At 60.1% G+C, this 25992-nt stretch carries 32 protein-coding genes and 1 riboswitch; of the genes, 21 read left to right on the top strand and 11 right to left on the bottom strand.

All coding sequences use genetic code 11. From position 1 onward, the window contains the following. Positions 1-89: 89 nt before the first annotated feature. Positions 90-884 carry a response regulator gene (locus EX00_RS09570; protein ID WP_047456639.1) on the bottom strand — a complete coding sequence of 265 codons (795 nt, stop codon included), beginning with the start codon at positions 882-884 and terminating at the stop codon, positions 90-92. A 266-nt stretch (positions 885-1150) separates the two neighbouring features. On the opposite strand from EX00_RS09570, the gene EX00_RS09565 reads away from it, so the two are divergent. Next, entirely contained in the window at positions 1151-1357 is a 207-nt protein-coding gene (locus tag EX00_RS09565) for a NepR family anti-sigma factor (RefSeq protein WP_047456638.1), read from the top strand. 11 nt (positions 1358-1368) lie between these two features. Continuing rightward, a complete protein-coding gene (locus EX00_RS09560; protein ID WP_047456637.1) occupies positions 1369-1920 on the top strand; it encodes an RNA polymerase sigma factor in 552 nt (183 codons plus the stop codon). Between the two features lie 97 nt (positions 1921-2017). Here EX00_RS09560 and EX00_RS09555 read toward each other — a convergent pair whose 3' ends face one another. From EX00_RS09555 to hemP, 7 genes are all read right to left on the bottom strand, one after another. Then, positions 2018-2422, bottom strand: a complete 405-nt coding sequence (locus EX00_RS09555; protein ID WP_047456636.1) for a hypothetical protein — start codon at positions 2420-2422, stop codon at positions 2018-2020. A gap of 9 nt (positions 2423-2431) precedes the next feature. Next, entirely contained in the window at positions 2432-2782 is a 351-nt protein-coding gene (locus tag EX00_RS09550; protein WP_047456635.1) for an ElaB/YgaM/YqjD family protein, read from the bottom strand. Between the two features lie 182 nt (positions 2783-2964). Beyond that, positions 2965-3756: a heme ABC transporter ATP-binding protein gene (locus EX00_RS09545; RefSeq protein ID WP_047456634.1), complete on the bottom strand. Its 792-nt coding sequence runs from the start codon at positions 3754-3756 to the stop codon at positions 2965-2967. Positions 3757-3763: 7 nt separating this feature from the next. Beyond that, the gene (locus EX00_RS09540; RefSeq protein WP_047456633.1) at positions 3764-4873 is read right to left on the bottom strand and encodes a FecCD family ABC transporter permease; all 1110 of its coding nucleotides are present in this window, start codon (positions 4871-4873) and stop codon (positions 3764-3766) included. 1 nt (position 4874) lies between these two features. Beyond that, positions 4875-5807 carry a heme/hemin ABC transporter substrate-binding protein gene (locus EX00_RS09535; RefSeq protein WP_047456632.1) on the bottom strand — a complete coding sequence of 311 codons (933 nt, stop codon included), beginning with the start codon at positions 5805-5807 and terminating at the stop codon, positions 4875-4877. Between the two features lie 10 nt (positions 5808-5817). Further along, entirely contained in the window at positions 5818-6873 is a 1056-nt protein-coding gene (locus tag EX00_RS09530) for a hemin-degrading factor (RefSeq protein WP_047456631.1), read from the bottom strand. A 9-nt stretch (positions 6874-6882) separates the two neighbouring features. Further along, on the bottom strand, positions 6883-7056 hold the full coding sequence (hemP, locus tag EX00_RS09525; RefSeq protein WP_047457654.1) for a hemin uptake protein HemP: 174 nt from the start codon (positions 7054-7056) through the stop codon (positions 6883-6885). A 198-nt stretch (positions 7057-7254) separates the two neighbouring features. On the opposite strand from hemP, the gene EX00_RS09520 reads away from it, so the two are divergent. The 6 genes from EX00_RS09520 (at position 7255) to EX00_RS09495 (ending at position 10620) form a co-directional block, all read left to right on the top strand. Then, complete coding sequence (locus EX00_RS09520) at positions 7255-7710, top strand: hypothetical protein (protein WP_047456630.1); 456 nt, start codon at positions 7255-7257, stop codon at positions 7708-7710. A 4-nt stretch (positions 7711-7714) separates the two neighbouring features. Beyond that, positions 7715-8914: a cell envelope integrity protein TolA gene (tolA, locus tag EX00_RS09515; protein ID WP_047456629.1), complete on the top strand. Its 1200-nt coding sequence runs from the start codon at positions 7715-7717 to the stop codon at positions 8912-8914. A 207-nt stretch (positions 8915-9121) separates the two neighbouring features. Further along, positions 9122-9520, top strand: coding sequence for a DUF2325 domain-containing protein (locus EX00_RS09510; protein WP_047456628.1), 399 nt, complete (start codon positions 9122-9124; stop codon positions 9518-9520). Further along, positions 9517-9783 (top strand): hypothetical protein, encoded by a 267-nt coding sequence (locus EX00_RS09505; protein WP_047456627.1) that lies wholly within the window; start codon positions 9517-9519, stop codon positions 9781-9783. Before EX00_RS09510 ends, EX00_RS09505 begins: the two co-directional genes overlap by 4 nt. 20 nt (positions 9784-9803) lie before the next feature. Next, complete coding sequence (gene hmuQ / locus EX00_RS09500; RefSeq protein ID WP_047456626.1) at positions 9804-10118, top strand: heme-degrading protein HmuQ; 315 nt, start codon at positions 9804-9806, stop codon at positions 10116-10118. A 184-nt stretch (positions 10119-10302) separates the two neighbouring features. Then, positions 10303-10620: a hypothetical protein gene (locus tag EX00_RS09495; RefSeq protein ID WP_047456625.1), complete on the top strand. Its 318-nt coding sequence runs from the start codon at positions 10303-10305 to the stop codon at positions 10618-10620. 73 nt (positions 10621-10693) lie between these two features. On the opposite strand, the gene EX00_RS09490 is transcribed toward EX00_RS09495, so the two are convergent. From EX00_RS09490 to EX00_RS09480, 3 genes are all read right to left on the bottom strand, one after another. Further along, positions 10694-11071: a DUF423 domain-containing protein gene (locus tag EX00_RS09490; protein ID WP_047456624.1), complete on the bottom strand. Its 378-nt coding sequence runs from the start codon at positions 11069-11071 to the stop codon at positions 10694-10696. An 8-nt stretch (positions 11072-11079) separates the two neighbouring features. Then, entirely contained in the window at positions 11080-11469 is a 390-nt protein-coding gene (locus EX00_RS09485; RefSeq protein WP_047456623.1) for a group II truncated hemoglobin, read from the bottom strand. An 85-nt stretch (positions 11470-11554) separates the two neighbouring features. After that, positions 11555-12595: a substrate-binding domain-containing protein gene (locus EX00_RS09480; RefSeq protein WP_047456622.1), complete on the bottom strand. Its 1041-nt coding sequence runs from the start codon at positions 12593-12595 to the stop codon at positions 11555-11557. A 135-nt stretch (positions 12596-12730) separates the two neighbouring features. Between EX00_RS09480 and EX00_RS09475 the strand changes: the two genes are divergently transcribed. The 13 genes from EX00_RS09475 (at position 12731) to olsC (ending at position 25970) form a co-directional block, all read left to right on the top strand. Beyond that, positions 12731-13759 carry a Gfo/Idh/MocA family protein gene (locus tag EX00_RS09475; RefSeq protein ID WP_047456621.1) on the top strand — a complete coding sequence of 343 codons (1029 nt, stop codon included), beginning with the start codon at positions 12731-12733 and terminating at the stop codon, positions 13757-13759. Positions 13760-13778: 19 nt separating this feature from the next. After that, positions 13779-14672, top strand: a complete 894-nt coding sequence (locus EX00_RS09470) for a sugar phosphate isomerase/epimerase family protein (RefSeq protein ID WP_047456620.1) — start codon at positions 13779-13781, stop codon at positions 14670-14672. A 253-nt stretch (positions 14673-14925) separates the two neighbouring features. Further along, positions 14926-16194, top strand: coding sequence for an ABC transporter substrate-binding protein (locus EX00_RS09465; protein ID WP_047456619.1), 1269 nt, complete (start codon positions 14926-14928; stop codon positions 16192-16194). A gap of 73 nt (positions 16195-16267) precedes the next feature. Next, complete coding sequence (locus tag EX00_RS09460; protein WP_047456618.1) at positions 16268-17170, top strand: carbohydrate ABC transporter permease; 903 nt, start codon at positions 16268-16270, stop codon at positions 17168-17170. A gap of 1 nt (position 17171) precedes the next feature. After that, entirely contained in the window at positions 17172-18056 is an 885-nt protein-coding gene (locus tag EX00_RS09455) for a carbohydrate ABC transporter permease (RefSeq protein ID WP_047456617.1), read from the top strand. A gap of 112 nt (positions 18057-18168) precedes the next feature. Next, positions 18169-19257 (top strand): ABC transporter ATP-binding protein, encoded by a 1089-nt coding sequence (locus EX00_RS09450; RefSeq protein WP_047456616.1) that lies wholly within the window; start codon positions 18169-18171, stop codon positions 19255-19257. A 31-nt stretch (positions 19258-19288) separates the two neighbouring features. Further along, positions 19289-19852, top strand: coding sequence for a TetR/AcrR family transcriptional regulator (locus EX00_RS09445; RefSeq protein ID WP_047457652.1), 564 nt, complete (start codon positions 19289-19291; stop codon positions 19850-19852). A 19-nt stretch (positions 19853-19871) separates the two neighbouring features. Beyond that, positions 19872-20213 (top strand): SMR family transporter, encoded by a 342-nt coding sequence (locus EX00_RS09440; protein WP_047456614.1) that lies wholly within the window; start codon positions 19872-19874, stop codon positions 20211-20213. 163 nt (positions 20214-20376) lie between these two features. Then, positions 20377-21162, top strand: a complete 786-nt coding sequence (locus EX00_RS09435) for a ThuA domain-containing protein (protein ID WP_047456612.1) — start codon at positions 20377-20379, stop codon at positions 21160-21162. Positions 21163-21170: 8 nt separating this feature from the next. Beyond that, positions 21171-22214: a Gfo/Idh/MocA family protein gene (locus tag EX00_RS09430; protein WP_047456611.1), complete on the top strand. Its 1044-nt coding sequence runs from the start codon at positions 21171-21173 to the stop codon at positions 22212-22214. A 157-nt stretch (positions 22215-22371) separates the two neighbouring features. Further along, positions 22372-23196 carry a class I SAM-dependent methyltransferase gene (locus EX00_RS09425; RefSeq protein WP_047456609.1) on the top strand — a complete coding sequence of 275 codons (825 nt, stop codon included), beginning with the start codon at positions 22372-22374 and terminating at the stop codon, positions 23194-23196. A 57-nt stretch (positions 23197-23253) separates the two neighbouring features. Next, positions 23254-23341, top strand: a riboswitch (Fluoride riboswitch). A gap of 116 nt (positions 23342-23457) precedes the next feature. Then, the gene (locus EX00_RS09420; RefSeq protein ID WP_047456606.1) at positions 23458-24804 is read left to right on the top strand and encodes a voltage-gated chloride channel family protein; all 1347 of its coding nucleotides are present in this window, start codon (positions 23458-23460) and stop codon (positions 24802-24804) included. Positions 24805-25124: 320 nt separating this feature from the next. Then, complete coding sequence (gene olsC / locus EX00_RS09415; RefSeq protein WP_080761224.1) at positions 25125-25970, top strand: ornithine lipid ester-linked acyl 2-hydroxylase OlsC; 846 nt, start codon at positions 25125-25127, stop codon at positions 25968-25970. Positions 25971-25992: the final 22 nt, after the last annotated feature.

The raw sequence follows: 25992 nt of genomic DNA, 5'->3' as shown, positions 1-25992 counted from the left end.
ATCACTCGCCATAATAGTCGGTAAAGCGTCCCTTAGCAGCCGGAACGCTCGGTTGCTATCTTTGTTCCGCGACAGGGTGTCGAATCGAGTCAGGCGGCCACCTTTGTGGTTTCGTTGAAGAAAAGCGCCTGGCTGATCAGGGCCTTCACCATGTCCGGATTGAACGGCTTGGTGACAAGGAAGGTCGGCTCTGGGCGTTCGCCGGTCAGCAGACGTTCCGGGAAGGCAGTGATGAAGATAACCGGAATGCTCGATGTCTTGAGGATATCGTTGACCGCATCGATACCGGAGCTGCCGTCGGCAAGCTGGATGTCGGCAAGCACCATCTTGGGATTGGTGGCGTTGTGCAGGGCAACTGCTTCCGCACGGGTGCGGGCAATGCCGGTCACCCGATGTCCGAGGCTTTCCACCATCTGTTCGATATCCATCGCGATCAGGGGCTCGTCCTCGATGATCATGATATCGGTGGCGACCTGACGGGAAATCTCCTGCGACGCCTTGTCGAGCAGGTTCATGGCTTCGGTTTCCGGCACGTCGAGAATGTTGGCGATCTCGCCGAGGCGGAAGTTTTCGACGGAAGCAAGAAGGAAGGCCTGGCGGGCAATCGGAGAAACCTTTGCGAGGTTTACAGAGGCGCGCTGTTCCCAGGCATAGGGCGAGGTTGGTTCGGGAACCTGGATCGCCGAGGAACCAAAGAGCTTGGTGAAGAGTTTATAGAGGGCGACGCGGTCGTTGGACGTCTCCGGAAAGATGGAAAGGTCGGTGATGATCGCCTCAAGGACCGCCGCGACATAGGCGTCTCCCGAAGTCTGTGTCCCGGTGAGCGCGCGGGAGTAGCGGCGCAAATACGGAAGATGCGGCGCAATGCGTGTGGAAAGTGTCATTAATGGCTCCCGCCTTTTAATCAATTCCTAATTGAAACACAGCCTCCGAGCTGCAATGATAGAGAAACGCCAGCTTGGTAAAAAAGTTCCTCTACACCGGAACTTTTTTTAGGCAATGGCATTACCCTGCGAACGAACAGTTGGTTTCATCCTCCTCCGATTTCGGCTCGAAGCGGACGCGGGCGAGGCGGACTGGTCATCCCGACCAGGGCATATAGGCGCACCCGACCCATGAACGCCAGAAAATGCGGAAGCGAGCAGGCCAAATGACCATCCAGAATCAAGAGGAAGCGGATCGGAACCGCGCTGATCTACGCGCCGCCGATATTCTCGACCCTAACAATCAGATCGGAAACCGGTTACGCTCCTTCTACGCTGCGGTGCAGGATGAGGCTATCCCCGATCGCTTTCTCGACCTGCTCGAGAAACTGGATCAGGTTGAACGCTTGGCTTCCGCAAAAGTCTCCGATTGAGGGGAAGCGTCATGGAACAGCAACCGAGCTTCAAGCGCGAACTTCTGGCTGCCCTGCCGAGCCTGCGTGCCTTCGCCATCTCCTTGACCGGTCGCCACGACCGCGCCGACGATCTCGTGCAGGACACCATTATGAAAGCCTGGGCGAAGCAGGATCATTTCGAGATGGGCACGAACATGAAGGCCTGGCTCTTCACCATCCTGCGCAATGAACTTTACAGCCAGATGCGCAAGAGCGGCCGCGAGGTACAGGACAGCGACGGCTTCTTCACCGAATCGATGGCGACGCATCCTTCCCAATATGGTGCACTCGACCTGCAGGATTTTCGCAAGGCGCTGGATCAGCTTCCGCCTGATCAGCGTGAAGCCATCATTCTTGTCGGCGCCTCCGGTTTTTCCTATGAGGAGGCCGCCGAGATCTGTGGTTGTGCCGTCGGCACCATCAAAAGCCGCGTCAATCGCGCCCGCCAGCGCCTGCAAGAAGTACTGCAGATTACCGGCGAGGCCGATTTTGGCCCAGACGCCACCTCCGCGCCGTTGACCTCGAAGGCGTTTGCTTTCTGAGATTGCAAGCAGCCCGCACAATCACTCATGATGGTGCGGGCTGCTTACTTAAGCGTTCGTGCGTAGTTGCGAACTCTATCGGTCGGATGGACCGCGCTCAATCATCCCGTTTCTTCGTTCCAAACAGGTTGCCGAACACCAGTGCCGTGGCGATGGCGGCGGTGAGCATTGGCTGCGTCTTTGCAAGACCCAGCGCAGCGAAAGCCATGGATTCCAATGAGGCGCGGCGTTCACGGGCGCGGCGCTCTTCCTGCTTGTTGAGGATCGCCATGATGACGAGGACGATGAGGCCGAGCAGCAATGCACCGGCCGCGATCAATAGTGCCGAAACGGCGGCGCCATAGATGGTTGCCATCCAGATGGCAGCGGCGATCAGCGCGAAGCCATAGGCCGTCAGGAGAAGGATCGCGGCGATGGCGACAAAAATACCGTTGCGCTTGGTCCGCGCAACGGTACGGCTCAGTGTGCCTGACATCAACAGGCTGAGGATTGGAGCGAGCATCGCGGCTCCTTAACGGCGGGATAGAAGCAGAGCGATTGCGAGACCGAAAACAGCGGCGGCCCCGACGGTTGCGACCGGATGCTGCCGGACGGTTCTGCGCACTTCGCGTGAACCCTTGGCATAGCCGTGCTGGAGTTCGCGCAGCAGTTCTTCGCCGCGTACCGTCAGATCTTCCAAGCCGGTCTCCGCGCGGGCGCGCATCGTTTCACCTTGCTTGGCGCTGCTTTCACCGACGATCTTGGCAAAGGCGGCAATCTCGTCGCGCAGATGTGTGATCTGGTCCTCAATACTGGTTTCCATATCGTGCAGGCTGCTGCCATTGCGCTTGGTTTTCGCCGAATGGAGGATGGATGTGGCCATGGTCTTTCTCCCTTGCATCGTTTGCGTCTTTGCCCTGGCGTCTGGAAGACGCGCTGGCTGTTGCGATGACCGAATGCTGCAAGACATGTTGCGCCCTCAGGCGCGCAGAAAATCGATCCGGGTCACCCGTCAACAACGCGGCGATGCAACGAAAGGTTCCAGACGTTGCAACGAAAGCGAGTTCAGTCGGTAAGAGCGCTGTGGGCAAGGACGAAGGGAGCGCCGTCGGTGGGAACGCGGTTGACCCTTAGCGCACAGCCGAAAACATCCAGCAGATGCCGGTCTGTCAGCACCTTGGCTACCGGGCCGGCTGCCGTCAATTGCCCATTCTTGAGCAGTACCATCTGGTCGGCGAAAAGCGCGGTAAGGTTGAGATCGTGCATCACGGCAATGACGCCGCCGCCGCGCTGACAGAAATGCCGGGCAAGCGTCATGATCGTCAACTGGTGGCTGATGTCGAGGCTGGAGACCGGTTCGTCGAGCAGCAGCCAGCAGGGCTTGCCGTCGATGACCGGCTCAGGGATCTGGCACAGCACCCGCGCGAGCTGGACGCGCTGCTGCTCGCCGCCGGAAAGCTCCTGATAGAAACGCCCCTCGAAACCGGTGAGGTCGACGGAGCCAAGCGCGTCGGCGGCGATGCGGTCGGCCTGTTCGGGATGACGGTTGCGCCCGGTCGTCAGGCCCATGCGAACGATTTCGCGGACGGTGAATGGAAAAGAGATGGCGTTCGTCTGTGGCAACACGCCGCGCGTTTCCGCCAGTTGCCACGGTTGGAGGCTGCCGATCTCCGCTGCATTGAGGCGCACTGACCCCTGATAGGCAAGTTCGCCGGAAATGGCTTTCATGGTCGTCGTCTTGCCAGAACCGTTCGGTCCGCAGATTGCCGTCAGCGCGCCAGGTTCTGCGGTAAAGGTGACGTCCTGCACGACTGTCTTGCCGGCAAGCCGGACGGAAAGATTGGAGACGTCGATCATCGAGAACTCACAGGCTGAGGCGCGAGCGCTGACGGAGCAGCATCCACAGGAAGAACGGCCCGCCGACACCGGCGGTGATGATGCCGATCGGCAGTTCGGCTGGTGAGACGATGGTGCGGGCAACCACATCGGCGATCAGCAGCAGAGAGCCACCGAGCAGGGCTGAGGCCGGCAGCAGGAAACGATGGTCCGGGCCGATCGCCATGCGCAGGATATGCGGCACGATGATGCCGATAAAGCCGATACCGCCGCTGACGGCAACGGATGCGCCGACCGCAGCGGCAACGCTGACGATGGCGATATTCTTCAGGCGTTGAACGCCGATGCCCATATGGAAAGCCGCGGCTTCGCCGAGGGTCAGCGCATTAAGGCCGCGCGCCATGAACGGCAATGGCAGCATGGCAAGGACGATGATCGGGCCGGCGGAGGCGACCTTGCTCCAGGTCGAACCAGCGAGCGAGCCCATGCTCCAGAAGGTGAGGTCGCGCAACTGCCGGTCATCGGCCATGTAGATCAGCAGGCCGGTTGCCGCCAGCGTCAGCGAGCCGATGGCGATGCCGGCCAGAAGCATGGTCGCGATCGACGTCTGCCCATGCCTAGTGGCCACCTTGTAGAGGACGATCGTCGTGACAAGGCCGCCGATGAAGGCGGCGATCGGTAGGGCGAAGATGCCGAAAAGCTGGGCGACTGGCGCGAGGACGCCAGCGCCGAGGACGATCATGCCGACTGCGCCGAGGCTGGCGCCGGCCGAAATACCGATCAGGCCGGGATCGGCCAGCGGATTGCGGAACAGGCCCTGCATGACCGCACCGGAAACGGCAAGGCCGCCGCCGATCAGGAAGCCGAGGATGGCGCGGGGCAGGCGGATGTCGAAGATGATGATGCGGTCGCGGCTGCTGAGCGCACTGTCCGTTCCGCTGCCGACCACGGTGGAGATGACATCGACGATCGAGGCATTCGATGCGCCCATGGTGATCGAGAAGGCGAAGGCAAGGAAGGAGCCGACCGCCAGGCCGGCGAGGACGAGGAGGGCGAGCAGGGTGCGGTCACCCTCGCGCCGGCGCGCTGTTCCGTGCGATATGTGCTTAAACCCCGACACGACCTCGCTAAGCGCCACATCAGCCTCCGTAGATCGCCGCGTTCAACTCGCGCACGGCACTAGCGGTGCGCGGCCCGAAGCCGAGCAGGTGCAAGCCGTCCATGCGGACGATTGCCCTGTGGCTGGCGGCGGGCGTCAGCGAAATCGCCGGCTGCTTCAACAGATCCTCGTCCTTCATCGACAGCGGGCCTTCGCGGTCCATGATCAGGATGACATCTGGCTTGGCCTCGATGATCGCTTCGTCCGTCAGCGGCTTGTAGCCGGAAAAACCGCCGACCGCGTTGATCGCGCCGGCGAGCTTGATGATGCCATTGGCGGCGGTGTTATCGCCGGAGGCGAGAATCTTGCCGTTCTGATTGCTCAGAATGAAGAGCACGCGCTTGCGCTCGGCTTCCGGACGCTTTTCGGAGTTGGCGATGGCGGCGTCGAGGTCGGCGGCGACCTTGCCTTCCAGCGCCTTTGCCTTGCCCGGCACGCCGAGCAGCGAGCCGACGACATCGATCTTCTTCAGGATGCCGTCGCGGTCGTAGGTCTGCGGCACGGTCTCGAAGGGCAGGCTGGCATTGCGCAGCACGGCGAGTGCTTCCGGCGGGCCGGAGCCCTCGACGGCGATGATGGCGGTCGGATTGACGGCAAGGATGCCCTCCGGCGACAGCGCGCGCATATAGCCGACATCGGGTAGCTTGACTGCTGCTTCCGGATAATTGCTGGTGGAATCGCGGGCGATGAGCCGCTTTTCCTCGCCGAGCGCGTAGATGATCTCGGTGACATCGCCGCCCACCGAGACGAGCCGTGACGTGTCGATCTTCGGCGCCTCGGCCGCATGGGCGCGCTGGACAAGGCTGTAATCACCCTTGATCGGACTGACGGGCACCAGCGGCAGGATCATCACCACGGCGGTCAGCGCGATTTCCCACGGCTTGATGCGCTTGATATTGGTCAATATCGTCATGGCTCGATCCTCAGGCGGCGACGCTGGCGTCAGCCCGTGTCAGGTTCTCGATGATGGCGCGCCAGTCGCGGCGTTCGTCGAAGCCTTCCTTCCGCTTGCCGAAGAACTGGATGATCATCTCGCCCTTTGCATTATAGGCTTCGAACGAGGTGACGTGGCCGTCCTTGGTCGGCTTGCGCACGGCCCAGGCTTCCGCGATGTGGTCCTGGCGCAGATGCAGGTGGAAGGTGGGGTCCATGACGTTGATCCAGGGCCCCATGGTCGCGACGTTGATGATCGGGCCGGAATGGATCTGCACGGTGCCTTCATTGGTGACGAAACACATGATCGGCAGGCCTTCGCGCACGCAGGCATGCATCATCTCGGCGACAGCACCTGTCCCGAGCTTCCAGGCGTAGTCGTCGCCGACGGCGCGGATCGCCGCCTGGCGGCCGATCTTCAGCTTTTTCAGCATGCCGAAGAATTCATGCGTATCCGTCATGCGGCTCCAATGGTCGCGCAACTCGTCGCGGCTGATATCGCCGTCGATCGCGCCATTGTCGGGACCAGAGAGGTCTTCGATCAGCTCCTGTGACTGGTCATCGAGCCGCAGGGCTGCGACCATCTCGTGATAGGCCTCGACATTGGAGGCGGGGCGCAGATGCACCTTGTGTACGGCGTCGCCGGCCTTGTCGAAGAATTGCAGGCTGAGCTTCTGCTGGTCCCCGTCCGTCTTGGTGACGGCGAAGCCATGCGCCCAACGCTTCGGGAAGATGCGCAGGTCGATGTTCTCGCCGAGCACGATGGCGGCCTGTACGCCCGACTTGATGTTTTCGTAGACGCCGATCTTCTCGTGCACGGCGCTCTCGTTGCGCGATAGCGCCAGGACTTCTCCGAGCGAGGCGATGCGTTCAAGGAAGCGATTGGCGTCGGCATCGATGCGAATGGCGGAAATGCCGACTTCGGCGGCGACCAGCGCGGCTTCGGAAACGCCCAGGCGAGCGGCGATATCGCGCTCGCGCATTTTTGAACTCTCGGCGCGGAAGGCGCGGATGGCGGCGGGGGTGGGTCGGGTCGTCTCGGTCATCTGCTATGCCTATTTGTTGAGAATGAGTTTGCCTTGGCGCGTGATCTTCATCCGATAGATGACGCCCTCATGCCTGATCATGATTTCAGTCTGGCCCCGGAAAATATCCGTGCTCTCGACCATTCTAATTTGCGGTGCGGCCGCTGGCGGCATCCGCTGTATTGGGGGCTTCTCAGCAATCATCCTGCTTGGTTTTGCCTGAAAATTCATGGGGGACCGAAGGGGTGCTCCGGCCAGATTTAACTTGACTCACATAGTCATGGTTTCATAAAGACGCAATAGAAGACTGTTGGAGTCAAGTTTAAAATTTTAGGTGGTGCACGCGTTGGCATCCAATGCTCGCTTTGCGTTCGCCAAGAGACATTTCGGGAGTGATTGCTGATGCTGACCAAGACGATTTTGGCCGTTGCCGCCGGCGGGCTGTTTGCCACGGCGTCCTGTGCCCCGGCCTTCGCCGAGGATGCGGTCGCGGCCCCGGTTCCAGCAACGAATACGCAGAAGCTCAACGTCGAACTCAACGCGCTGGCGCCGTCCCAGAAGGGCTGCATGATGACCTTCGTCGCGGAAAACGAGCTGGCGACACCGATCAGCAAGATCTCTTTCGAGCTTGCCTTCTTCAACGACAAGAATGCTGTCGACCGCGTCACCGTTCTCGACTTCCGCGACCTGCCGATTGGCAAGAAGCGGGTGCGGCAATTCGATATGCCCGGCGTGAAGTGCGAAAGCGTCAGCCGCATCATCGTCAACGATACGCCGGTCTGCGATGGCCCGGCTGCGGGCGCCTGCAAGGCCGCCTTGACGACACGCTCCCAGCTTTCCGTTCCCTTCGAAGGCTGACGCCATGGCACCCCGCTCGGTCAAGGTTTCCATCGAACGCCGCCGCTCCGGCGATGGCTTGAATGACAACTATCCGAGTGTGCTTCCAGGTCACGAGTTGACCGACCTCGACGGCCTGCCGCGTCCGCCGACCGCCGAGGCGGTATCGCATTACAGCCGCTTCACCCAGATCGACTCCTATCCCGCTCACCCGACCGAGCCTGCGCCGGATGCTTCCGAGCCTCCGCTCATGGATATGTTGTCGGCGGAGAAGCTGAGCCACGTCCTTTCGGCGGGCAAGAAGCGTATCACCTTGGCCTGCATCGGTTCCTGCCTCTTTCACCTCGCGGTGGTTGCCGCGGTGCTGCTGTTTGCAGTCGTGCCGCCGGAAGACGTTGCCCTAGAAGAGGCAGGGAGCGCCGTCAGCGTCGTGATGATCGGCAATTCTGATGCGGACCAGATGGCGGTAGGCGAAGAAAATCCAAAGCAGCCCCCTGAAGAGGTAACGGCGGAGGCTGTGCAGCCGGAAACGGTGCAGCCGACGGAAGTCAAGCCGGCGGAGGTTCAGCCGGCTGAAGCGGAAGCCGTTCAGCCTACTGAGACGGAAGTGCAGCCGGCCGAAATGGCGGAGGTGGTTCAGCCGACCGAGCAGCAGCAGGTCCTTGCAACGCAAGCGCCCGCCGAGACGACGGTCGTGCAGCCGGCGGAGACCGTGCAGCCCGTTGAGCCGACGCCCGAAGTCGTCACTCCCGTCGAGAAGCCCGTTCGCCAGGAGAAGCCGAAGGAAATCGTCAAAAAGCCTGTGCCAAAGGTTGCAAAGGTCAAGACCGGTTCCAATGGCGAGAATCAGCAGGATTCGAAGAAGGGTTCTGTTGAAGGAACCGAGACCTCACAGTCCGATACGAATTCGCTGTCGAATGCACGCCGCACAGGTTCTGGCAGTGCGGCCGTTGCCAACTATCCGGGCAAGGTCCAGGCTCGTATTCGCCGCGCCGTCCGTCTGTCCTCGAAATATGAAAAGGGCATAACGGTGCGCGTGCGCCTGACAATAGGCGCGAGTGGCGAACTGGCTTCCCTTTCGGTGGCGCGGAGTTCAGGTATTCCTGAACTGGACGAGGCCGTCACCGACGGCGTCCGGCGGGCTGCGCCATTCCCGCCGTTGCCCCCGGAATGGGGCAAGCCAAGCTGGACGTTCACGCAAGAGGTTCAGGTGACCGGGCGGTAGGTTGGTGTTGGTATCTGCGATAAGCGTCGTATCGATTTTAGTCGTTTGACTGTCGTTGGGCCTGATTGTTGCGCATGGAAATTATGTCGCGACAAAATATGATAAAAACTCTCAACTTTATACTTTACTCTAAAACTCATGTTTAATATGGTCGCCCTGCGCTCGACGGAGTCGGGTGTGCAAGAGCAACCAATGAACGGGTGATGTATGGCGCGTAAGGGGAAGAGGGATTTTGGCCGGGATAGTCGCGAGGCGCAAAAGCCGGAGCAGACAGCCGGAAAATCAAGTCTCGACGGACGTAGCTTCCTCTATGTCGGTGGTCGCGATTGCCAGGTGGCGCATCTGCGCCAGATCGCCAGCAATTTCGGCGCCGAGCTGATCCATCACGATGGCGGCTTGCGTGAGGCGGTGTCGCGTATCGACACCGTGCTGCCGTCCGTCGACTGCGTCTTCTGCCCGATCGACTGTATCAGCCATGATGCGTGCCTGCGGGTGAAGACCGGCTGCAAGAAGTTCGGCAAGACCTTCGTACCCTTGCGCAACGGCAGCAAGTCGAGCCTGGAGCGGGCGCTGACGACGATGAACGAACGAGACGCCGCCCGATGAATGACAAAGGCCCTGACGGGTTCATGATGATCGGCCTGCACAAGCTGGCCGCGCAGAATGGCGACGGCCTGGTGCCGGAGCTCTATGAATTGCTGATGCGCCGCGCCGAGGAGCAGCGGCAGGCTCCCAACGTAACAGCCTTTCCGTCCTGGCAGATGCGCTTGCCGGGAGAGCAATCGGATATTACGGCAGGCGATGGCACGAATGTCATTGCCTTTACACCTCGACCGGGCAAAACTGTCGACCGTCGCAAGAAGGTCTGATTGCCCGGGAGATTTGACCCATGTACATCGCCATGAACCGCTTCAAGGTCGTCATCGGTTCGGAGATTGCTTTCGAAGCTGTTTGGAAAGACCGTGATTCCCGGCTGGGAGATGTTCCCGGCTTCGTGGAGTTCCGGCTGCTGCGTGGTTCCACCAATGTCGAGGAGGGCTATACGCTGTTTTCCTCGCATACGATCTGGCGCAGCGAAGAGGATTTTCTCAACTGGACGAAATCCGAGAATTTTCGCGAGGCGCACCGCAACGCCGGCAGTAACAAGGCATTGTACTGGGGGCCGCCACAGTTCGAGGGATTTAATGTGGTTGCCGGGGTTTGACGAATCTCATCAGAGGCGAGACATTTCGGCGCTAGGACCGTAACGTACTTTCGGTTTCGCGTTGGTTGTATTTTTAATTTAATACACTACAGTTTTAACATGTCTGTATCTCGGTCGAGATTGCTGGAGGCGATCTACACTTAGGGAGGCGGATCGTGGATCTCAAAACTGGAGAGCCCTACCAATGAATAGTCTTGTAGAGGCGCTAAGCAGAGAATGGCAAGGTGAGGGATTCTTCTATTTTGCTCGATCAATGCACTTCAATGAGGTTGCTGCGATGCGGCTTCTCGAAACACTCCGACAAATTGACCCCGTACAGTACTCTGGTAGTGAGCGGAGACAATTGTTGGAGAGTATATGGCAGTTCCCGTATTTCGCTTTGGCTTACGAGGCGAGATGCTTGGAAAATGGAGTGCCCGAAGATCGCTATGATAGCTTCCGAATAAAGCTCGATCGTCTGGTTGAAGAAAAGGTTAATGGCTTGATCGAGCAGTTACAATGAGGTGAACTATATAAGCGTGGTATTCTGCGCGATTGCCTTGTTGCCTGTTATCTGGGGTGGAGATCTTGGCGCCTCAAGCTCCCGCCGCGCCTTTCCTGAAAAATGCTCCCAGCGCCACAACAATCCATCCCGCCACCATGCCCATTCCTCCGGTCGGTGCGGCCAGGGGAAATAGTGAGCTGCCGAGGAAATGGCGGCTGACCAGATCGCCCGCGAAGATCAGCGTTCCCAATCCGAGCAACACGATTGCGATCGGCGCGGTACGGATGCGGTCATAGCCGGCGTGGAGTGCGAGCAGGGCAGGGGCATGCGCCAGGCACATGGTCGAGGCGGAGCCGAGGAAGTGCGTATCGCCGCCATGGGATGCGGCAGCGGCGAGCGCCACGCCGGCGGCGCCGAGAATACCGGCGACAAACAGGGTGATCGGACGGATTATCGTGCTGAAGCTCATGTCTTCTCTTATTCCCGGTTCTGCATGTGGAAAGCGAGGCGCTCGATGGGCTCCCAGATGATCGCCCGCAGCTTTTCGTTTTCGATGGTCTCAAACATGGCGCGGCGGAAGCAGAGCAGCCATTCGTCGCGCTCGGCGGGGCCGATGGCGGCAGCGAAATGACGGCTGCGCAGGCGCGGATGGCCGCGCTTCTCGATATAGAGCTGCGGCCCGCCGAGATAGCCGGTCAAATATTCATAGAATTTTTCGCGGGAGCCTTCGAGGCTCGGCGGATGCACGGCGCGGCAGTTGGCCGCTTCCGGTAGAGTATCCATCAGATCGTAGAAGCGCGTCGTCAGCGCCCGCACGGTTTTGTCGCCGCCGATCGCTTCGTAAAGTGTGATGGTTTCTTCGCTCAAATGCCGGTTCCCGTTCGCCATGCTCTACATGGCAACTCGTAAGGCCAATCGCAATCGCAGATCTCACCCATGCGGCGTTTCGGCGCTACTCTGCCTTCAGGCGAAAACTGTCGCTTTCGCCAGGAATGAGCTGCAGGGGCCAGATCATGGTGCGGGGCCTGTTGGGATAGAAATGGCCGTAGGCCGGCATTGTGGCAAGCAGGGTTTCTCCAAGCTCTGCGCCGAGATCGCGCAGCGATATGCGGAAGCAGGTTAACGCCGGTTGGAGGAATTTGGCGCGCGGTTCCTCGCGAAAGCCGATGACGGCGAGGTCGCGGCCGGGAACGATGCCGGCCTCGCTCAGCCGGCGGTAAAGGCCGATCGCCATCAGCTCGTAGATCAGGATCACCGCCGTCGGCCGATCGGCGAGTTGCAGCAGCTCGTGGCCGACCTGATAGCCGCCCTGTTCGCTGGTCTTGGCCCGGATCACCAGCGAAGGATCGTAGGCAATCCCGTGCCGGTCGAGCGCGCGCCGGTAACCATCGAGAAAGATATAGCCGAGGTTGACATCGTTCGATGGCGCGGCGATCGCGATACGGCGATGCCCGTGCGCCACTAGCCGGTCGACGGCGGCATTGGCGACGCCGTCGAAATCGAGATCGATCCAGGAGGAGTTGCCGCTCGACTGGCTGCGGCCGAGCGATACGAAGGGGATTTTCACCTTGGAAAGCAGGTCGATTCGCTTGTCGACGCGCTGCGTTGCCGAGATGATCATGGCGTCGACGACGCGTCTTGCGACCATGCGTTTCAGATACTCGTAGGGATCTTCGTCGCTGGGGCAGGGCAGCATGATTAGGTCGAGCTTGTGGCGCGCAAACACGCTCTGTAGTCCGCGGGTCACGCCGAGGAAGAAGTTGTCGCTGTCCTCGACGATGTCCTTGTTGGATTCGATCATCAGGCCGATGACATTGGTCGTGCCTTGCCGTAGCGCCCGTCCGGATTGATTGGCGACATAGCCAAGTTCCTCGGCGGCGGCGAGCACGCGCTTGCGGGTTTCCTCGTTGACATCGGGCTTGCCGTTCAGCGCCCGCGACACCGTGCCGATGGAGATATCGAGATGGTCGGCAAGCTGACGAATTCCCTTCATCGACTGCGATTTTCCTTCATGCCGCAATTTCAGTGCCTTCCCTCTATTGACACAGGAAAATCTTTTCGCATAGGATCGTAAACGTTTACGGAACATGTGTCACGAGGAGTTTGACACGGTTCGCTGGAGGAAATCGTGAAATTTAACGCCATTTTGTGCGGGTGCGGAGCTATGTCCAAAGGCTGGCTCAAGGCCATCGCCTCGACGCCGTCGCTTGCAGAAACCATCAAGGTCGTCGGCCTGGTCGATCTCAATCGGGCGACCGCCGAAGGTCTTGCGAAAGAGTTCGGTCTCGAAGAGGCCGTCATCGGTTCGGACCTTGCCGAAGTCATCGCGGCGACGAAGGCCGATCTGGTGTTCGACGTCGTCATCCCTGCCGCCCGCTTCGGCGTCGTCTCGACGGCGCTGAAGGCCGGCTGCCATGTCCTCAGCGAAAAGCCGATGGCGACCTCGCTTGAGGAGGGGGCGGCCCTCATCGACCTCGCCGCCAAGACCGGCAAGGTGCACGCCATCATCCAGAACCGCCGTTTCATCTCCGGCGTGCGCCGTCTGCGCCGTTTCGTCGAGGAGGGTGCGATCGGCGAGCTCACTGGCATCCATTGCGATTTCTTCCTCGGCCCGCATTTCGGCGGCTTCCGCGAGGAAATGGACAATGTGCTCTTGCTCGACATGGCGATCCATACTTTCGACGCTGCCCGTTTCGTTGCCGGCAAGACGCCGCTTTCGGTCTATTGCGTCGAGAAGAATCCTGCCGGATCCTGGTACAGGCATGGCGCGTCGGCGCATGCGCTGTTCGAATTTTCCGACGATGTCGTCTTCAGCTATCGCGGGTCCTGGTGCGCTGAGGGCAAGCGCACGAGCTGGGAGAGCGAGTGGCGGCTCACAGGCAGCAAGGGCATGCTGACCTGGGACGGCGAAGAGCATTTCGAAGCCTCCGTCGCTGGTAACGAGCCTGGCCTGCTGCACGGCTTTACCCCCGTGGACGTTCCTGGCCCCCGGCATGAGGACGAGACGCATGGGCACGCCAGCGTCATCGCATCGTTCATCGACGCGGTGAAGACGGGCAAGCGGCCGGAGACTGAAAGCAGCGATAATATTCACAGCCTCGCCATGGTCCTCGGCGCGATCGAAAGCGCCAAGTCGGGCCGGCGTATCGAAATCTAAGCATAAGGATAGTGAAATCATGACAAATCCGGCAAAGGCCATCCGCATCGGCACGATGATCAAGGCGACCAGCGAGGATGCCGCCAAGGGCATCGCCAGGATCGCCGATCACGGCTTCGAAAGCTTCGAACCCTTCTTCTGGCAGACGACCAACGGCCAGAATCTGGCAGAGCTCGGCAAGCGCTGCCTCGACGCCATCGGCGGTCGGGACATCACCATCTCCACGCTCGGAATGTTCGGCAATCCGCTGGAAACCTCCGACCTGGACCAGCAGACGCTGCAGGGCTGGAAGGATTGCATCGACAACGCCCATCATTTCGGCGCCACTTGCGTTGCCGGCTTCACCGGCCGCATCCGCAACAAGCCGCTGACCGAAAGCCTGCCGCGCTACAAGCAAGTATGGAGCGAGCTTGCCAAGCGTGCCGCCGACAAGGGCATCAAGATCGCCTTCGAAAACTGCGCCATGGACGGCAACTGGGCGACCGGCGACTGGAACATCGCGCATAATCCGGATGCCTGGGAGCTGATGTTCAACGAGACGCCGGACGACAATATCGGCCTCGAATGGGAACCTTGCCATCAGATGGTCTATCTGATCGAGCCGCTGCCGCAGATCCGCAAATGGGCAAAAAAGATCTTCCACGTTCACGGCAAGGACGCGACGATCCGCTGGGATGTCATCAAGGAGCACGGCATTTTCGGCAAGGAGAAGTTCGTCTTCATGCGCACGCCAGGCTTCGGCGACAGCAACTGGACGGACATCATTTCCGAATTGCGCCTGGCGGGATGGTCTGGTTCGATCGACATCGAAGGCTGGCATGATCCGGTCTATCGCGATGAACTTGAAATGACTGGTCAGATCCATGGCCTGAACTATCTGAAGCAGAGCCGGGGTGGCGAATTCGTCGAATAGCGTGCCCACTCCCTAAATCTGAATCGATTTAGGGGCGGAGTTGTGCGTTAATTCGGGGAGCTGGAGCCACGCCGCCGCGCGATGCTCCAGCCGGCCCGGATATCGGAACGGAGGAGCGTTGCGACATCCAAGCGGTTCGTCTCATCGTCGATGAACGGACGAGGGGCAAAGTAAAGAGGAACGTGCTGACGGGCATCGCGAGCCATGCCGTCGGATTGATATCGTCACGGTTCGCATGGTGGAGGAAAATATAATGAACGTGTTTTCGAAGCTGGCGGTCACCGCCGGCATGTCGCTCTTGTTGGCTGCCGGCGTCGCGCAAGCGCAGAGCAAGACATTTAACGTCTGGTGGTTCGAACTGCCGGATACTTCGCAAGCCAAGGCGTGGACCAAGGCGCTCGAAGAGCTAAAAGCCAAGCATCCCGATGTCACGATCAATTTCGAACAGAAGACCTTCGACCAATTGCAGAAGGCAGGCAGCCTCATCCTCAATTCGGACCAGGCGCCGGATCTTCTGGAATATAACAAGGGCAATGCCACGGCAGGCCTCGTTGCTTCGCAGGGTCTGCTGACGCCGCTCGACGATCAATTCAAGTCGCGGGGCTGGGATAAGATTCTCAACGAAACCAATAGCCAGCTCAGCAAATATGATGCAAACGGCATCTATGGCTCCGGTCCGATCATCGGCATTCCTGTCCATGCCGAATTCGTTTCGGTTTTCTATAATATCGACATGTTTCAGGCCAACGGCGTGAAAGTCCCGACCACACTCGACGAATTCGAAGCAGCGCTCGACGCCTTCAAGCAGAAGGGCATAACGCCGCTTGCCTACGGCACTGTGGATTCCAACGCACAGCACCTACTCTATACGCTGGCCCTGACGCAGGCCGACGACACCTGGGTAAAGAACTATCAGGGTCTCAAGGCGCCGCTAGACACGAAGCCCTTCCTGTTTGCGGCACAGAAGATCGTCGACTGGGTTGCCAAGGGTTATATTTCCAAGGATTCGACGGGTTTGAAGGGCACGGGCGGTGCCGATAACCTCTTCTCGTCGGGCAAGTCGCCAATGTTCGTCAGCGGCACCTGGAACAATGGCAACTTCGCGAGCTCGATCAAGAACTTCAAGTGGAGCCAGTTCGTCTTTCCGACCCCGAAATATAGCACGGCTTCGACCGGCAACCTGTTCATGGTGCCCAAGGGCGCCAAGAACAAGGATCTCTCCTACGAGTTCATCGATCTCATCTTGAGCAAGGAGAACCAGAACCTGCAGGCCAATCTCGGTGGTGTCGCCATCGCCGCCGATCCGGCTACCGTCACCGACGAAGTCGGCAAGCGCAATGTCGAGATCTTCAACGAGATTTCCGGCAAGGGGGGCCTCGGTTTCTATCCGGACTGGCCGGTCCCCGGCTATTATGAGCTGCTGATCCAGGCGACCACCGGTCTGGTGAACGGCTCGACGACGCCGGAGCAGTTCGCCGAGCGCCTGAAGACGGCTTATGACGATGCGCAGGCAGCGCAATAACCCCTGTACTGGTGCAATTCGCAGCGGCGGGACGGCTTGATGCCGTTTCGCTGTCTCGAACTGGAGGAATGCGATGGAGAAGTCCAAAAACTCCGGCAGGGCGGGGTACTATCTTTATATACTCCCCGGCATGCTGGGATTTGCTCTGATCGTGCTTGTCCCCCTGATCGCCAATTTCGTGATCAGCTTCACGACCTGGAAAGGCATCGGGACGCCGCGATATGTCGGCTTTCAGAACTACGAGAGATTGCTCGTGGATGCCGCCTTCTGGGGATCGATCCAGCATACGCTCCTGTTCATCATTTCGATGACGATCGTGCCGATCATTCTGGGTCTGGTGCTGGCGGCGGTGCTATTTGACTATATCAGCGCGCAGTTTGGCGAGACCTTGTCGAGCTTCTTTCGCGCCGGATTTTACCTGCCGCAAATCCTGCCGCTGACCGCGGCCGGCGTGTTGTGGGCGTGGATCCTCAATCCGATCGGGATCGTCAACGCGGTCCTGAAAGCGATCGGCCTCGATTTCATGGCGCAGAACTGGCTGGGGGACGCAAGTTATGCACTCTGGGCCGTTTCGGCCGTCATCGTCTGGATTCAGGTCGGCTACTGTCTGGTGGTCTTCATGTCGGGGCTGGCGCGGGTCGATCCCTCGCTCTACGAGGCCGCCGAACTCGACAATGCCAGCTGGTTCGGCCGCTTTCGCTACATCACCATCCCCATGCTGATGCCGGAGATTTTCGTGGTCGCTCTGACGACGCTGATTGCCGCCCTGAAGGTGTTCGCGCCGATCTACGTTCTGACATCAGGCGGGCCGGACAATGCGACGACGGTGCCGTCCTACCTCTCTTATTACCATTTCTTCACCACGAACCGTGTCGGCTACGCTGCGTCAATCGCGACACTGCAAACGGTCGTGACCATCTTGCTCGGTATCTTCTTCCTGCGCATGCAGTCCAAACAGACAGAGGGAGGGCACTGAGATGGCCGCTACGGCTTCACTTTCGACCCCGATCGCATCGGATGCGCCGGCGGATCATCGCCGGAAGAAGGGCATTACCCGCTGGATCGTGCTCGCCATCCTGTTCGTCTCTCTTGGCGGCACGCTGTTTCCGTTCTTCCTGGCGGCGTTCAACGCCATCAAGACTCCGGCCGACTATGCCGCCAATGGTCCGCTTGCCTTCCCGCATAGCTTCGACTTGACGGCGCTCAAGAACTTCTGGGTCAATGTCGACTTCACCCGCAAGCTCCTCAACAGCATTCTGATCAGCGGCTGCACCGCCATTCTCGCGGTGGTCCTCAGCCTCCTCAACGCCTATGCCATCGGCATTGGTCGAGTGAAGGGTGGACGGGTGTTGCTGGTGATCCTGCTGATCTCGATCATGGCGCCGCAGGAGGCCCTGATCTATCCGCTTTACTACATGGCCAAGCAGGTTGGCTTGTTCGATTCCATGCTATCGGTAATCCTGATCGTCGGCGTGTTGCACACTGCCTTTGGTACCTATCTCCTGTCGTCGGTGCTGACCACATTCCCGCGTGAGATCATCGAGGCGGCGCAGATCGACAATGCCAGCCGCTGGCAGATCCTGTGGCTGGTGATCGTGCCGGTTCTCAGGCCGACGCTTGCCGTGCTTGCGACCTTCTTCTTCATCTGGACCTGGAACGAGTTCCTGATCCCGCTGGTGTTCCTGGTCTCCAACAACAACCAGACGGTCTCGGTCGCCATGGGTGTCCTGTCGGGCTCCAATACGCAGGATCCGACGGCGGTTGCCGCGGCTTCGCTGCTCGGCGTAACGCCGACGGTGATTTTCTTCCTGATTTTCCAACGTACCCTGACGCGGGGCGTGGCTGCTGGTGCTGTCAAATAGACGAATGCCGCAATGCATACGGTCTCACGCGAGTGATCCATTCACATGAGGGCCGGATACAAGACAGGAAACGGCAGGTCTGGCGAAGTTCAATTCTTCCGGAGGAGGAAAAATGGCAGGAATCAACATCAAATCCGTCACCAAGCATTTCGGCGCGGTGCAGGTTCTCAACGATATCGATCTCACGATCGAGCCCGGCGAATTCGTCGTGTTCCTGGGCGGCTCCGGCTGCGGTAAATCGACGTTGCTGCGAATGATCGCCGGGCTTGAGGCGATCACGAGCGGCGAGGTCTGGATTGGCGGGCGGCGGGTCGATCAGCTTCCGCCCGGCGAACGCGGCGTGTCGATGGTGTTTCAGTCCTACGCGCTCTACCCGCACATGACGGTGCGCGACAACATGTCGTTCGGCCTCAGAAACATCGGTACGCCGAAGGCGGAGATCGCAAAGCGCATCGACATCGCAGCCACCATATTGGAGATGCCGCATCTGCTCGACCGTAAGCCGTCCGAGCTCTCGGGCGGCCAGCGCCAGCGTGTCGCTATCGGTCGCGCCATCGTGCGCGAACCCGATGTCTTCCTGTTCGATGAGCCACTGTCCAACCTCGATGCCGGTCTGCGCAATCGCACCCGCGTCGAGCTTGCGCAATTGCACGAGCGATTGGGGGCAACGATGGTCTTCGTCACCCACGACCAGATCGAGGCGATGACGCTTGCCGACCGGATCGTGCTCCTGAACAACAAGAAGATCGAACAGGTGGCGACGCCGGTGGAGATCTACACGCGACCGGCAACGCGCTATGTCGCCCAGTTCATCGGTTCGCCCGGCATGAACTTCGTCAATGTGGCCGATGTCAGCGAGGCAGGGGGCTTTGCGACGGCGACCTTGGCTGACGGCTCGATCATCAAGACGTCGGTTCCGCTGAACGGCATGGCGCGTTCGGAACTAACGCTCGGCATCCGGCCGGAATATCTGGTGGCGACGGCGGCGGACAAGGGCGATATTGCCGGCACGGTCGAGACGGTGGAACGGTTGGGCGACCGGTCGCTCGTTCACGTCCGGCTGAAGGACGGCTCGAAGATCATCGGCACCGATCCGGGCATGACGACCATCACCAGCGGCGCGCCGATCGCCTTTGCCGTCGATGGGGCGAAGCTGACGATTTTCGACCAGAACGATGTCGCTCATCACGCCGCGCATTGACGAAACCGTCCAACTGGTATGTTATGCCACCATGTCTACGGCGCACCACAGAAAGAAGCAGCCTTTGCTCGTCCGCCAGCAGTTGCTGGAGGTGGCGGCGCGGCTGGCGTCGGAGAAGGGCATGACGGCGGTGACCTTGGACGCCGTTTCGGGTGCATCCGGTGTCAGCAAGGGTGGATTGCTGCATCATTTCCCCAACAAGAATACGCTGCTGGAGGCCTTGTTCGACAGTTTGATCGAGCGCCTGGACCGGGCGATCGAGGAGGAGATGCGGGCCGATCCGCTGCCGCATGGACGCTTCACCCGTGGCTATCTTCGCGCCTGCCTGGCGCTGCGCGACCGGCCGGAGGAAACGAAGGATTGGGCGCAGGTGACGATGGTGCTGCTCAGCGAGCCGCCATTGCGGCAGCGCTGGCGCGACTGGGTGCGCGAACGCAGCGAGGAATATGTCGGCACGGACTCCTCAGTCGATGCGGCGATCGTGCGGCTGGCGACCGATGGGCTCTGGCTCGCCGATCTGCTCGACAGCCATGCGATGGACGAGAGCGCCCGCGAGAAACTGGTCGAGCGACTGATCGAGCTCACGCAACTTTAAGAGATATCGAGAGGGTTTGATGGCGAACGCATCCGTCTATGCGGTGCTGATGGTGGCGATCGTGCTGGAGGTGATGGGCACGACGGCGTTGCAGATGTCGCAGCAGTTCACCCGGCTCGGTCCCTCCATCGTGCTCGTGCTGTGCTATGCCGCGTCCTTCTATTGTCTGTCGGTGACCTTGCGGGTGATCCCGGTCGGCATTGCCTACGCCATATGGAGTGCGCTCGGCATCGTGCTGATCTCCGCCGTCGGGCTGGTGTTTTTTCGCCAGAAACTCGATCTGGCGGCGATCATCGGGCTTGGTCTGATCATCGCCGGCGTGCTCGTCGTCAACCTGTTTTCAAAATCCGTGTCGCACTGAAAACACAGGTGTTTCGCATGGTGATTTTTGCCTTTGTCAAATCGCTTCGGACGCATTATCTCTTGCGCTGGAAGGGCTGATGGAGGCCCGAAAGTGGCGCTTGCCCAAAGCGCTTTGGATCGCATAACCTGTTCAATCTCAATGGTATTAGAGGAGTGCCGTAATGACTATTCGTGCCGTCGTCTGGGGCGAGAACATTCATGAACAGACAAACAAGGTCGTCGCCGACATCTATCCGGAAGGCATGCATACGACGATCGCCAAGGCGCTGAATGCCGATGCCGGTATTGAAGCAACCACTGCAACGTTGCAGGAGCCGGAACACGGCCTGAGCGAAGCCCGGCTGAAGGACACCGATGTGCTGCTCTGGTGGGGCCACAAGGACCACGGCGCCGTAAATGACGAGATCGTCGAGCGTGTCGCCAAGCGCGTCTGGGAGGGCATGGGTCTCATCGTGCTGCATTCCGGCCATTTCTCGAAGATCTTCAAGCGGCTGATGGGCACGCCCTGCGCGCTGAAATGGCGCGAAGCGGGTGAGCGCGAACGGCTTTGGGTCATCAACCCGCGCCATCCGATTGCCGCCGGCCTGGGTGAGCATTTCGAGCTGGAAAACGAGGAGATGTACGGCGAGCAGTTCTCCGTTCCCGAGCCGCTGGAAACGGTGTTCATCTCCTGGTTCCAGGGTGGTGAAGTCTTCCGTTCCGGCATGACCTGGCGTCGTGGCGCCGGCAACATCTTCTATTTCCGCCCCGGTCATGAGACTTATCCGACCTACCACAACGACACCGTGCAGAAGGTGCTGATCAACTCCGTCAAGTGGGCGCACAATCCGCTCGGTACGCAGGCGAGTATCCATGACGCACCGAATGTGCCGGTCGAGAAGGCGTTGGAGCCGATCGTCGAGCGTGGTCCAAAACTGCACCAGGCCGGCGAAGCCGGTTATCGCTGAGGTATAAAATGCGTCTTATCATTGTTGGTACGGGCGGCATGGCGAAGAACCAGGCCGAGCACTTCGCCCGCATTCCTGGTGTCGAAATCGTCGGCGCCGTCGATACCGATGCGACGAGGCTGACCGCCTTCGCCGATGTGTTCGATATCAAGAACCGTTTCTCGTCGCTGGACGAAGCGCTCGCCTGGGGCGAGTTCGACGCAGCGACCAATGTCACGCCGGATAGGGCGCACCATCCGACGACCCTGCCGCTGCTTGCCGCCGGCAAGCATGTTCTCTGCGAGAAGCCGTTGGCGGAGAATTACGACAAGGCGCTGGAAATGACCGAGGCGGCCGAACGGGCCGGTGTCGTCAACATGGTCAACCTGACCTATCGCAATGTTGCGCAGTTGCAGAAGGCGCGCGAGATGGTGATCTCGGGCGAGATCGGCACGGTCAAGCATGTCGAGGCCTCCTATCTGCAGAGCTGGCTCGTCTCCAGGGCCTGGGGCGATTGGCGCAGCGAATCCAAGTGGTTGTGGCGGCTCTCCACCGGGCATGGCTCGAACGGCGTCCTTGGCGATATCGGTATCCACATCCTCGATTTCGCCGCTTATGGCGCGGCGACCGATATCGACCATGTTTTTGCTCGGCTGAAGACCTTCAACAAGGCACCGGATGAGCGCATCGGCGAATATACGCTCGACGCCAACGACAGCTTCTCCATGTCTGTCGATTTCGCCAATGGTGCGCTTGGCGTCGTGCATGCGAGCCGCTGGGCGACGGGGCATCTGAACGAACTGAAGCTTCGCATCTATGGCGAGCGCGGCGGTCTGGAGATCAATCATAGCCCCAACGGTTCGGAATTGCGCGGTTGCTTGGGCGACGACACGGAAACGGCGACATGGAAGGTCATCGAAGTGCCGCCGGTGCTGACCAATTATCAGCGGTTCGCTGACGCCGTGATGACTGGCAGTCCGCAGGATCCGAGCTTCCGCCATGCGGCCAATTTGCAGCGTGTGCTGGATCTTGCCATGGTCACGGAAACGGAGCGGCGCGAACTGAAGGTTTGACGCTACCTCTGCTCCATCTTCGATATTCAAGCGGCCGCCTTCGGGCGGCCGTTTCCTTGAGGGGGTGGTGTATTGTCGCAATTGCTTGACGCGGTACCGAGGCAGGCGCAGCATTCCCTCATGATGTTCTGGAGACGGGATCACGGGAGGAGGGGTTATGTCCACCGAGGAAAAGGTTGCAAGCCATTATACGCATGGCTCGCTGGAGGAGACGATCCTTACGGCGCTCGCCGCCAGCGGCAAGGATGTTGATCATCTCAGCATCGACGACCTTGCCGGGGTTGACGAATTCCATCTCGGGCGGCGCGAGGCCACGCGGGAGTTTGCCCGGGATCTCGACCTGATCGACGGCATGCGGCTCCTTGACATCGGGTCAGGGCTTGGCGGGCCGGCGCGCTATATCGCCAGCGCCTATGGCTGCGTCGTCACCGGGGTCGATCTGACCGATGAATTCGTCAAGGTTGCCAATGTCCTGACCGAGCGCTGTGGCATGGCGATGCAAGTGTCGTTCCGGCAGGCGAGCGCTCTGGCGCTACCCTTCGCCGATCAAAGCTTCGAGCGCGCCACGCTCATCCATGTCGGCATGAACATCGAGGATAAGGCGAGGCTGTTTGCCGAGGCACGGCGCGTGCTGAAGCCCGGCGCCCGGTTCGGTGTCTATGAGGTCATGCAGATGCGCGCTGGCGAGCTGCCCTATCCTATGCCCTGGGCGATGACGCCGGAGACGAGCTTCGTTTGTACGCCCGAAACCTATCGCCAGCTGCTCGGGGAGGCCGGCTTCACGGTGGAGTCCGAACAGGATCGCAGTGCGCTGGCGATCCGGCTGGCGCAGGAGATGCGTGCCAGCGCCGCCGGTGGCGGCCAGACGCTGAGCCTCGGCGCACTGATGGGGCCGAAGGCGGCGGAGCGCGTGGGTAATGTCGGCATGTCGGTCGGCAGCGGCCTGATCGCGCCGATCGAAATGATCGCTAAAGCAGTTTGAAGGGCGGCCTCATCAATGGTGCCCGGATTGACAGGGGCGCCTCCTTATCTGTATGGAAAATCCAACGGTAATGGATTTCTGCCGGGCCATGGTGGCCGAACCGCTGCTCTGAATTTTCAGGGAAGCTGATGACTCCTACTCAACGTGCCCGGTGGGGCGAAGGAGTAGAGTCGTGCTCGCAATCCTGCTGTTATCCCAATTTTGTTTTATGATCCTTGTCCCCGTCAGGACCGCCGCTGGTCTTCCGGGAGGGGCGAACTGATGTCGGCATCCGAGTTTTTTCATCATCGTTTCCAGCAATTGCGCAGCATATTCAAATGGATCGTCCTCGTGGTGCCGATGGCGGCCGTGGTCGGGTCGCTCTGTGCGCTGTTTCTCTGGAGCCTCGATCGGGCGACGCAGGCGCGGTTCGACCATCCCTGGCTGATATTCCTGATGCCGGCAGCAGGTTTTCTGATGGTGCTGGCTTATCAACGCTTCGGCCGGGGAGCGGAGGGTGGCAATAATCTGATCGTCGAGCAGATCCATGAGCCTGGCGGTGGCGTGCCGCTGCGCATGGCGCCGTTCATTCTGGTCTCGACCGTATTGACGCATCTGGTTGGCGGTTCGGCGGGGCGTGAGGGCACGGCGGTGCAGCTCGGCGGCAGTATCGCCAGCGCTTTCGCCAGGCTTTTCAGGCTGAGCCATGCGGAGGTCCGTATCTTGCTGATGGCCGGCATCGCCGCCGGCTTCGGCGCGGTGTTCGGCACGCCGATCGCAGGTGCAGTTTTTGCGCTCGAAGTGCTGACCATCGGTCGCATGCAATATGAAGCGTTGATCCCTTCTCTTGTGGCGGCGATCGCCGCCGACTGGACCTGCCATGCCTGGGGGATCGAGCACATCCAGTATCACATCGCCTATCTGGCGGGCACGCCGTCCAGCACCTTCCACCTCGATGCGCTGCTGCTTCTGAAAGTCGGTATCGCCGGAGTGCTCTTCGGGCTGATGGCACGCTGCTTCAGCGAGATTTCCCATATGGCGTCGGCCGCCTTCAAGAGGGTTTGTGCCTACGCACCACTGCGGCCGGCGATTGCCAGCATCGTGCTGCTCGGCCTCGTCTACGCGCTCGGTACCCGCGAATATCTCGGCCTCGGCGTCTGGTCGCCCAATCCGGGCGATGCGACGATCCCGGGCTTTTTTGACGCGGCGCGCGTCGATTATTGGAGCTGGTTCTGGAAGGCGGTCTTTACCGTCGTCACGCTGAGCGCCGGCTTCAAGGGCGGTGAGGTGACGCCGCTGTTCTTCATCGGCGCGGCACTCGGCAACGCCATCGCCGCCATTCTCGGTGCGCCGATCGATCTCTTTGCAGCACTCGGCTTTGTCGCGGTTTTCGCAGGTGCCACCAATACGCCGCTTGCCTGCATGATCATGGGCATCGAACTCTTCGGCGCGACGCATACGGTCTATCTCGCCGTCGCCTGCTTCCTTGCCTACGTTTGCAGCGGCCACACGAGCATCTATCTGTCGCAGCGTATCGGTATCGTGAAGAGCGCTGCTGGCGGCGGCATCCCGTCCGGTTTGTCGATCCGTTCCCTGCTGGACGCCAAGACGAAGCGAGAGGAACCGTGAGCTCGCAGAATTGTGAAATCATTATGGAAAAAAGCTTGGGCTCGGCCGTATTTCCGCCGGTTCCGGAGCCGATATCCGCGGGAAACAGGCAATAAAAATGCGCGCGACAAAGCGCCGCTCCTGCGAACGGATACACTTGCGAAAATCGACTAATGAACTCATATAACCTTCTATTGTGATCATTACATAACAAAGGAGTCGGGCGTCGATCGGGGTAGCCAGGCAAAGCAGACGTTGTCGGGCCTGTTGCCACTCCAAGATCCCCACGCAGATTCTCCTGAGATAAAATCCCTCCCCAAATAACCCCTACGCAGACAGACATGACGGAGAGCACCTTGAGCGCACCAGCTCCCACCACCACCGAGCGGAATGCTCCGGAACAGACCTTTGCTACAACCGGCATTGCACCGATGGACCGCCCAAGCGCGGTGACACGTTTCTTTATGGGCGTTGTCGCCTGGGCTGAAAGCCTTAATCTGAAATACGCCAAGCTCGGCAATCCGCCGGTCTATGACACCGCCACCTTCCCCTGGGCGGCCGAGATCGAGAAGGATTATCCCGCGATCCGCGCCGAGCTGGAAAAGGTGCTGCTGCGCCAGAGCGAGCTGCCGACTTTCCAGGACATTTCCACCGATGTGAAGACGATTTCAACGGACAGCCGCTGGAAGACCTTCTTCCTTCTCGGTTTCGGCGTGAAGTCCGAGCAGAACATCAAGGCCTGCCCGAACACCTGGGCCGCCGTGCAGAAGATCCCCGGGCTGACCACGGCGATGTTCTCGATCTTCGAGCCGGGCAAGCACTTGCCTGCCCATCGCGGCCCCTATAACGGCGTGCTGCGCCTGCATGTCGGCCTGATCGTGCCGGAGCCGAAGGACCAGATTGCAATCCGCGTCGACAACCAGATCTGCCACTGGGAAGAAGGCAAGGCGTTGATTTTCGATGATGCCTATGAACACGAGGCGTGGAACCACACGGACAAGACCCGCGTCGTCCTCTTCGTCGATTTCGTCAAGCCGCTGAAATTCCCGGCCCGCATCGTCAACTGGGCACTGATGAACCTGGCGATCTTCACGCCGTTCATCAAGGAGGGCCTCGATAATCACAAGGAATGGGAAAAGAAGTTCTATGCCGAAGCCGAGGCGCTGAGAAACCGCCCCAAGGCATAATCCACACCGGCTTGTAAACCTT

Origin of the sequence: Martinezella rhizogenes, from assembly GCF_000799715.1 — a bacterium.
Lineage (GTDB): Bacteria > Pseudomonadota > Alphaproteobacteria > Rhizobiales > Rhizobiaceae > Rhizobium > Rhizobium rhizogenes_C.
The sequence above is the reverse complement of the archived record's forward strand: the minus strand, read 5'-3'. Positions and strand labels throughout refer to the sequence as shown.

Coding starts and splice junctions, on each gene's coding strand:
- EX00_RS09440 (WP_047456614.1), top strand. CDS start 19,872: ATGGCGAACGCATCCGTCTATGCGGTGCTGATGGTGGCGATCGTGCTG.
- EX00_RS09465 (WP_047456619.1), top strand. CDS start 14,926: ATGAACGTGTTTTCGAAGCTGGCGGTCACCGCCGGCATGTCGCTCTTG.
- EX00_RS09505 (WP_047456627.1), top strand. CDS start 9,517: ATGAATGACAAAGGCCCTGACGGGTTCATGATGATCGGCCTGCACAAG.
- EX00_RS09430 (WP_047456611.1), top strand. CDS start 21,171: ATGCGTCTTATCATTGTTGGTACGGGCGGCATGGCGAAGAACCAGGCC.
- tolA (WP_047456629.1), top strand. CDS start 7,715: ATGGCACCCCGCTCGGTCAAGGTTTCCATCGAACGCCGCCGCTCCGGC.
- EX00_RS09535 (WP_047456632.1), bottom strand. CDS start 5,807: ATGACGATATTGACCAATATCAAGCGCATCAAGCCGTGGGAAATCGCG.
- EX00_RS09460 (WP_047456618.1), top strand. CDS start 16,268: ATGGAGAAGTCCAAAAACTCCGGCAGGGCGGGGTACTATCTTTATATA.
- olsC (WP_080761224.1), top strand. CDS start 25,125: ATGACGGAGAGCACCTTGAGCGCACCAGCTCCCACCACCACCGAGCGG.
- EX00_RS09480 (WP_047456622.1), bottom strand. CDS start 12,595: ATGAAGGGAATTCGTCAGCTTGCCGACCATCTCGATATCTCCATCGGC.
- EX00_RS09435 (WP_047456612.1), top strand. CDS start 20,377: ATGACTATTCGTGCCGTCGTCTGGGGCGAGAACATTCATGAACAGACA.
- EX00_RS09550 (WP_047456635.1), bottom strand. CDS start 2,782: ATGGCCACATCCATCCTCCATTCGGCGAAAACCAAGCGCAATGGCAGC.
- EX00_RS09570 (WP_047456639.1), bottom strand. CDS start 884: ATGACACTTTCCACACGCATTGCGCCGCATCTTCCGTATTTGCGCCGC.
- EX00_RS09530 (WP_047456631.1), bottom strand. CDS start 6,873: ATGACCGAGACGACCCGACCCACCCCCGCCGCCATCCGCGCCTTCCGC.
- EX00_RS09470 (WP_047456620.1), top strand. CDS start 13,779: ATGACAAATCCGGCAAAGGCCATCCGCATCGGCACGATGATCAAGGCG.
- hmuQ (WP_047456626.1), top strand. CDS start 9,804: ATGTACATCGCCATGAACCGCTTCAAGGTCGTCATCGGTTCGGAGATT.
- EX00_RS09425 (WP_047456609.1), top strand. CDS start 22,372: ATGTCCACCGAGGAAAAGGTTGCAAGCCATTATACGCATGGCTCGCTG.
- EX00_RS09545 (WP_047456634.1), bottom strand. CDS start 3,756: ATGATCGACGTCTCCAATCTTTCCGTCCGGCTTGCCGGCAAGACAGTC.
- EX00_RS09520 (WP_047456630.1), top strand. CDS start 7,255: ATGCTGACCAAGACGATTTTGGCCGTTGCCGCCGGCGGGCTGTTTGCC.
- EX00_RS09450 (WP_047456616.1), top strand. CDS start 18,169: ATGGCAGGAATCAACATCAAATCCGTCACCAAGCATTTCGGCGCGGTG.
- EX00_RS09445 (WP_047457652.1), top strand. CDS start 19,289: ATGTCTACGGCGCACCACAGAAAGAAGCAGCCTTTGCTCGTCCGCCAG.
- EX00_RS09560 (WP_047456637.1), top strand. CDS start 1,369: ATGGAACAGCAACCGAGCTTCAAGCGCGAACTTCTGGCTGCCCTGCCG.
- EX00_RS09565 (WP_047456638.1), top strand. CDS start 1,151: ATGACCATCCAGAATCAAGAGGAAGCGGATCGGAACCGCGCTGATCTA.
- EX00_RS09455 (WP_047456617.1), top strand. CDS start 17,172: ATGGCCGCTACGGCTTCACTTTCGACCCCGATCGCATCGGATGCGCCG.
- hemP (WP_047457654.1), bottom strand. CDS start 7,056: ATGATTGCTGAGAAGCCCCCAATACAGCGGATGCCGCCAGCGGCCGCA.
- EX00_RS09490 (WP_047456624.1), bottom strand. CDS start 11,071: ATGAGCTTCAGCACGATAATCCGTCCGATCACCCTGTTTGTCGCCGGT.
- EX00_RS09510 (WP_047456628.1), top strand. CDS start 9,122: ATGGCGCGTAAGGGGAAGAGGGATTTTGGCCGGGATAGTCGCGAGGCG.
- EX00_RS09555 (WP_047456636.1), bottom strand. CDS start 2,422: ATGCTCGCTCCAATCCTCAGCCTGTTGATGTCAGGCACACTGAGCCGT.
- EX00_RS09495 (WP_047456625.1), top strand. CDS start 10,303: ATGAATAGTCTTGTAGAGGCGCTAAGCAGAGAATGGCAAGGTGAGGGA.
- EX00_RS09420 (WP_047456606.1), top strand. CDS start 23,458: ATGTCGGCATCCGAGTTTTTTCATCATCGTTTCCAGCAATTGCGCAGC.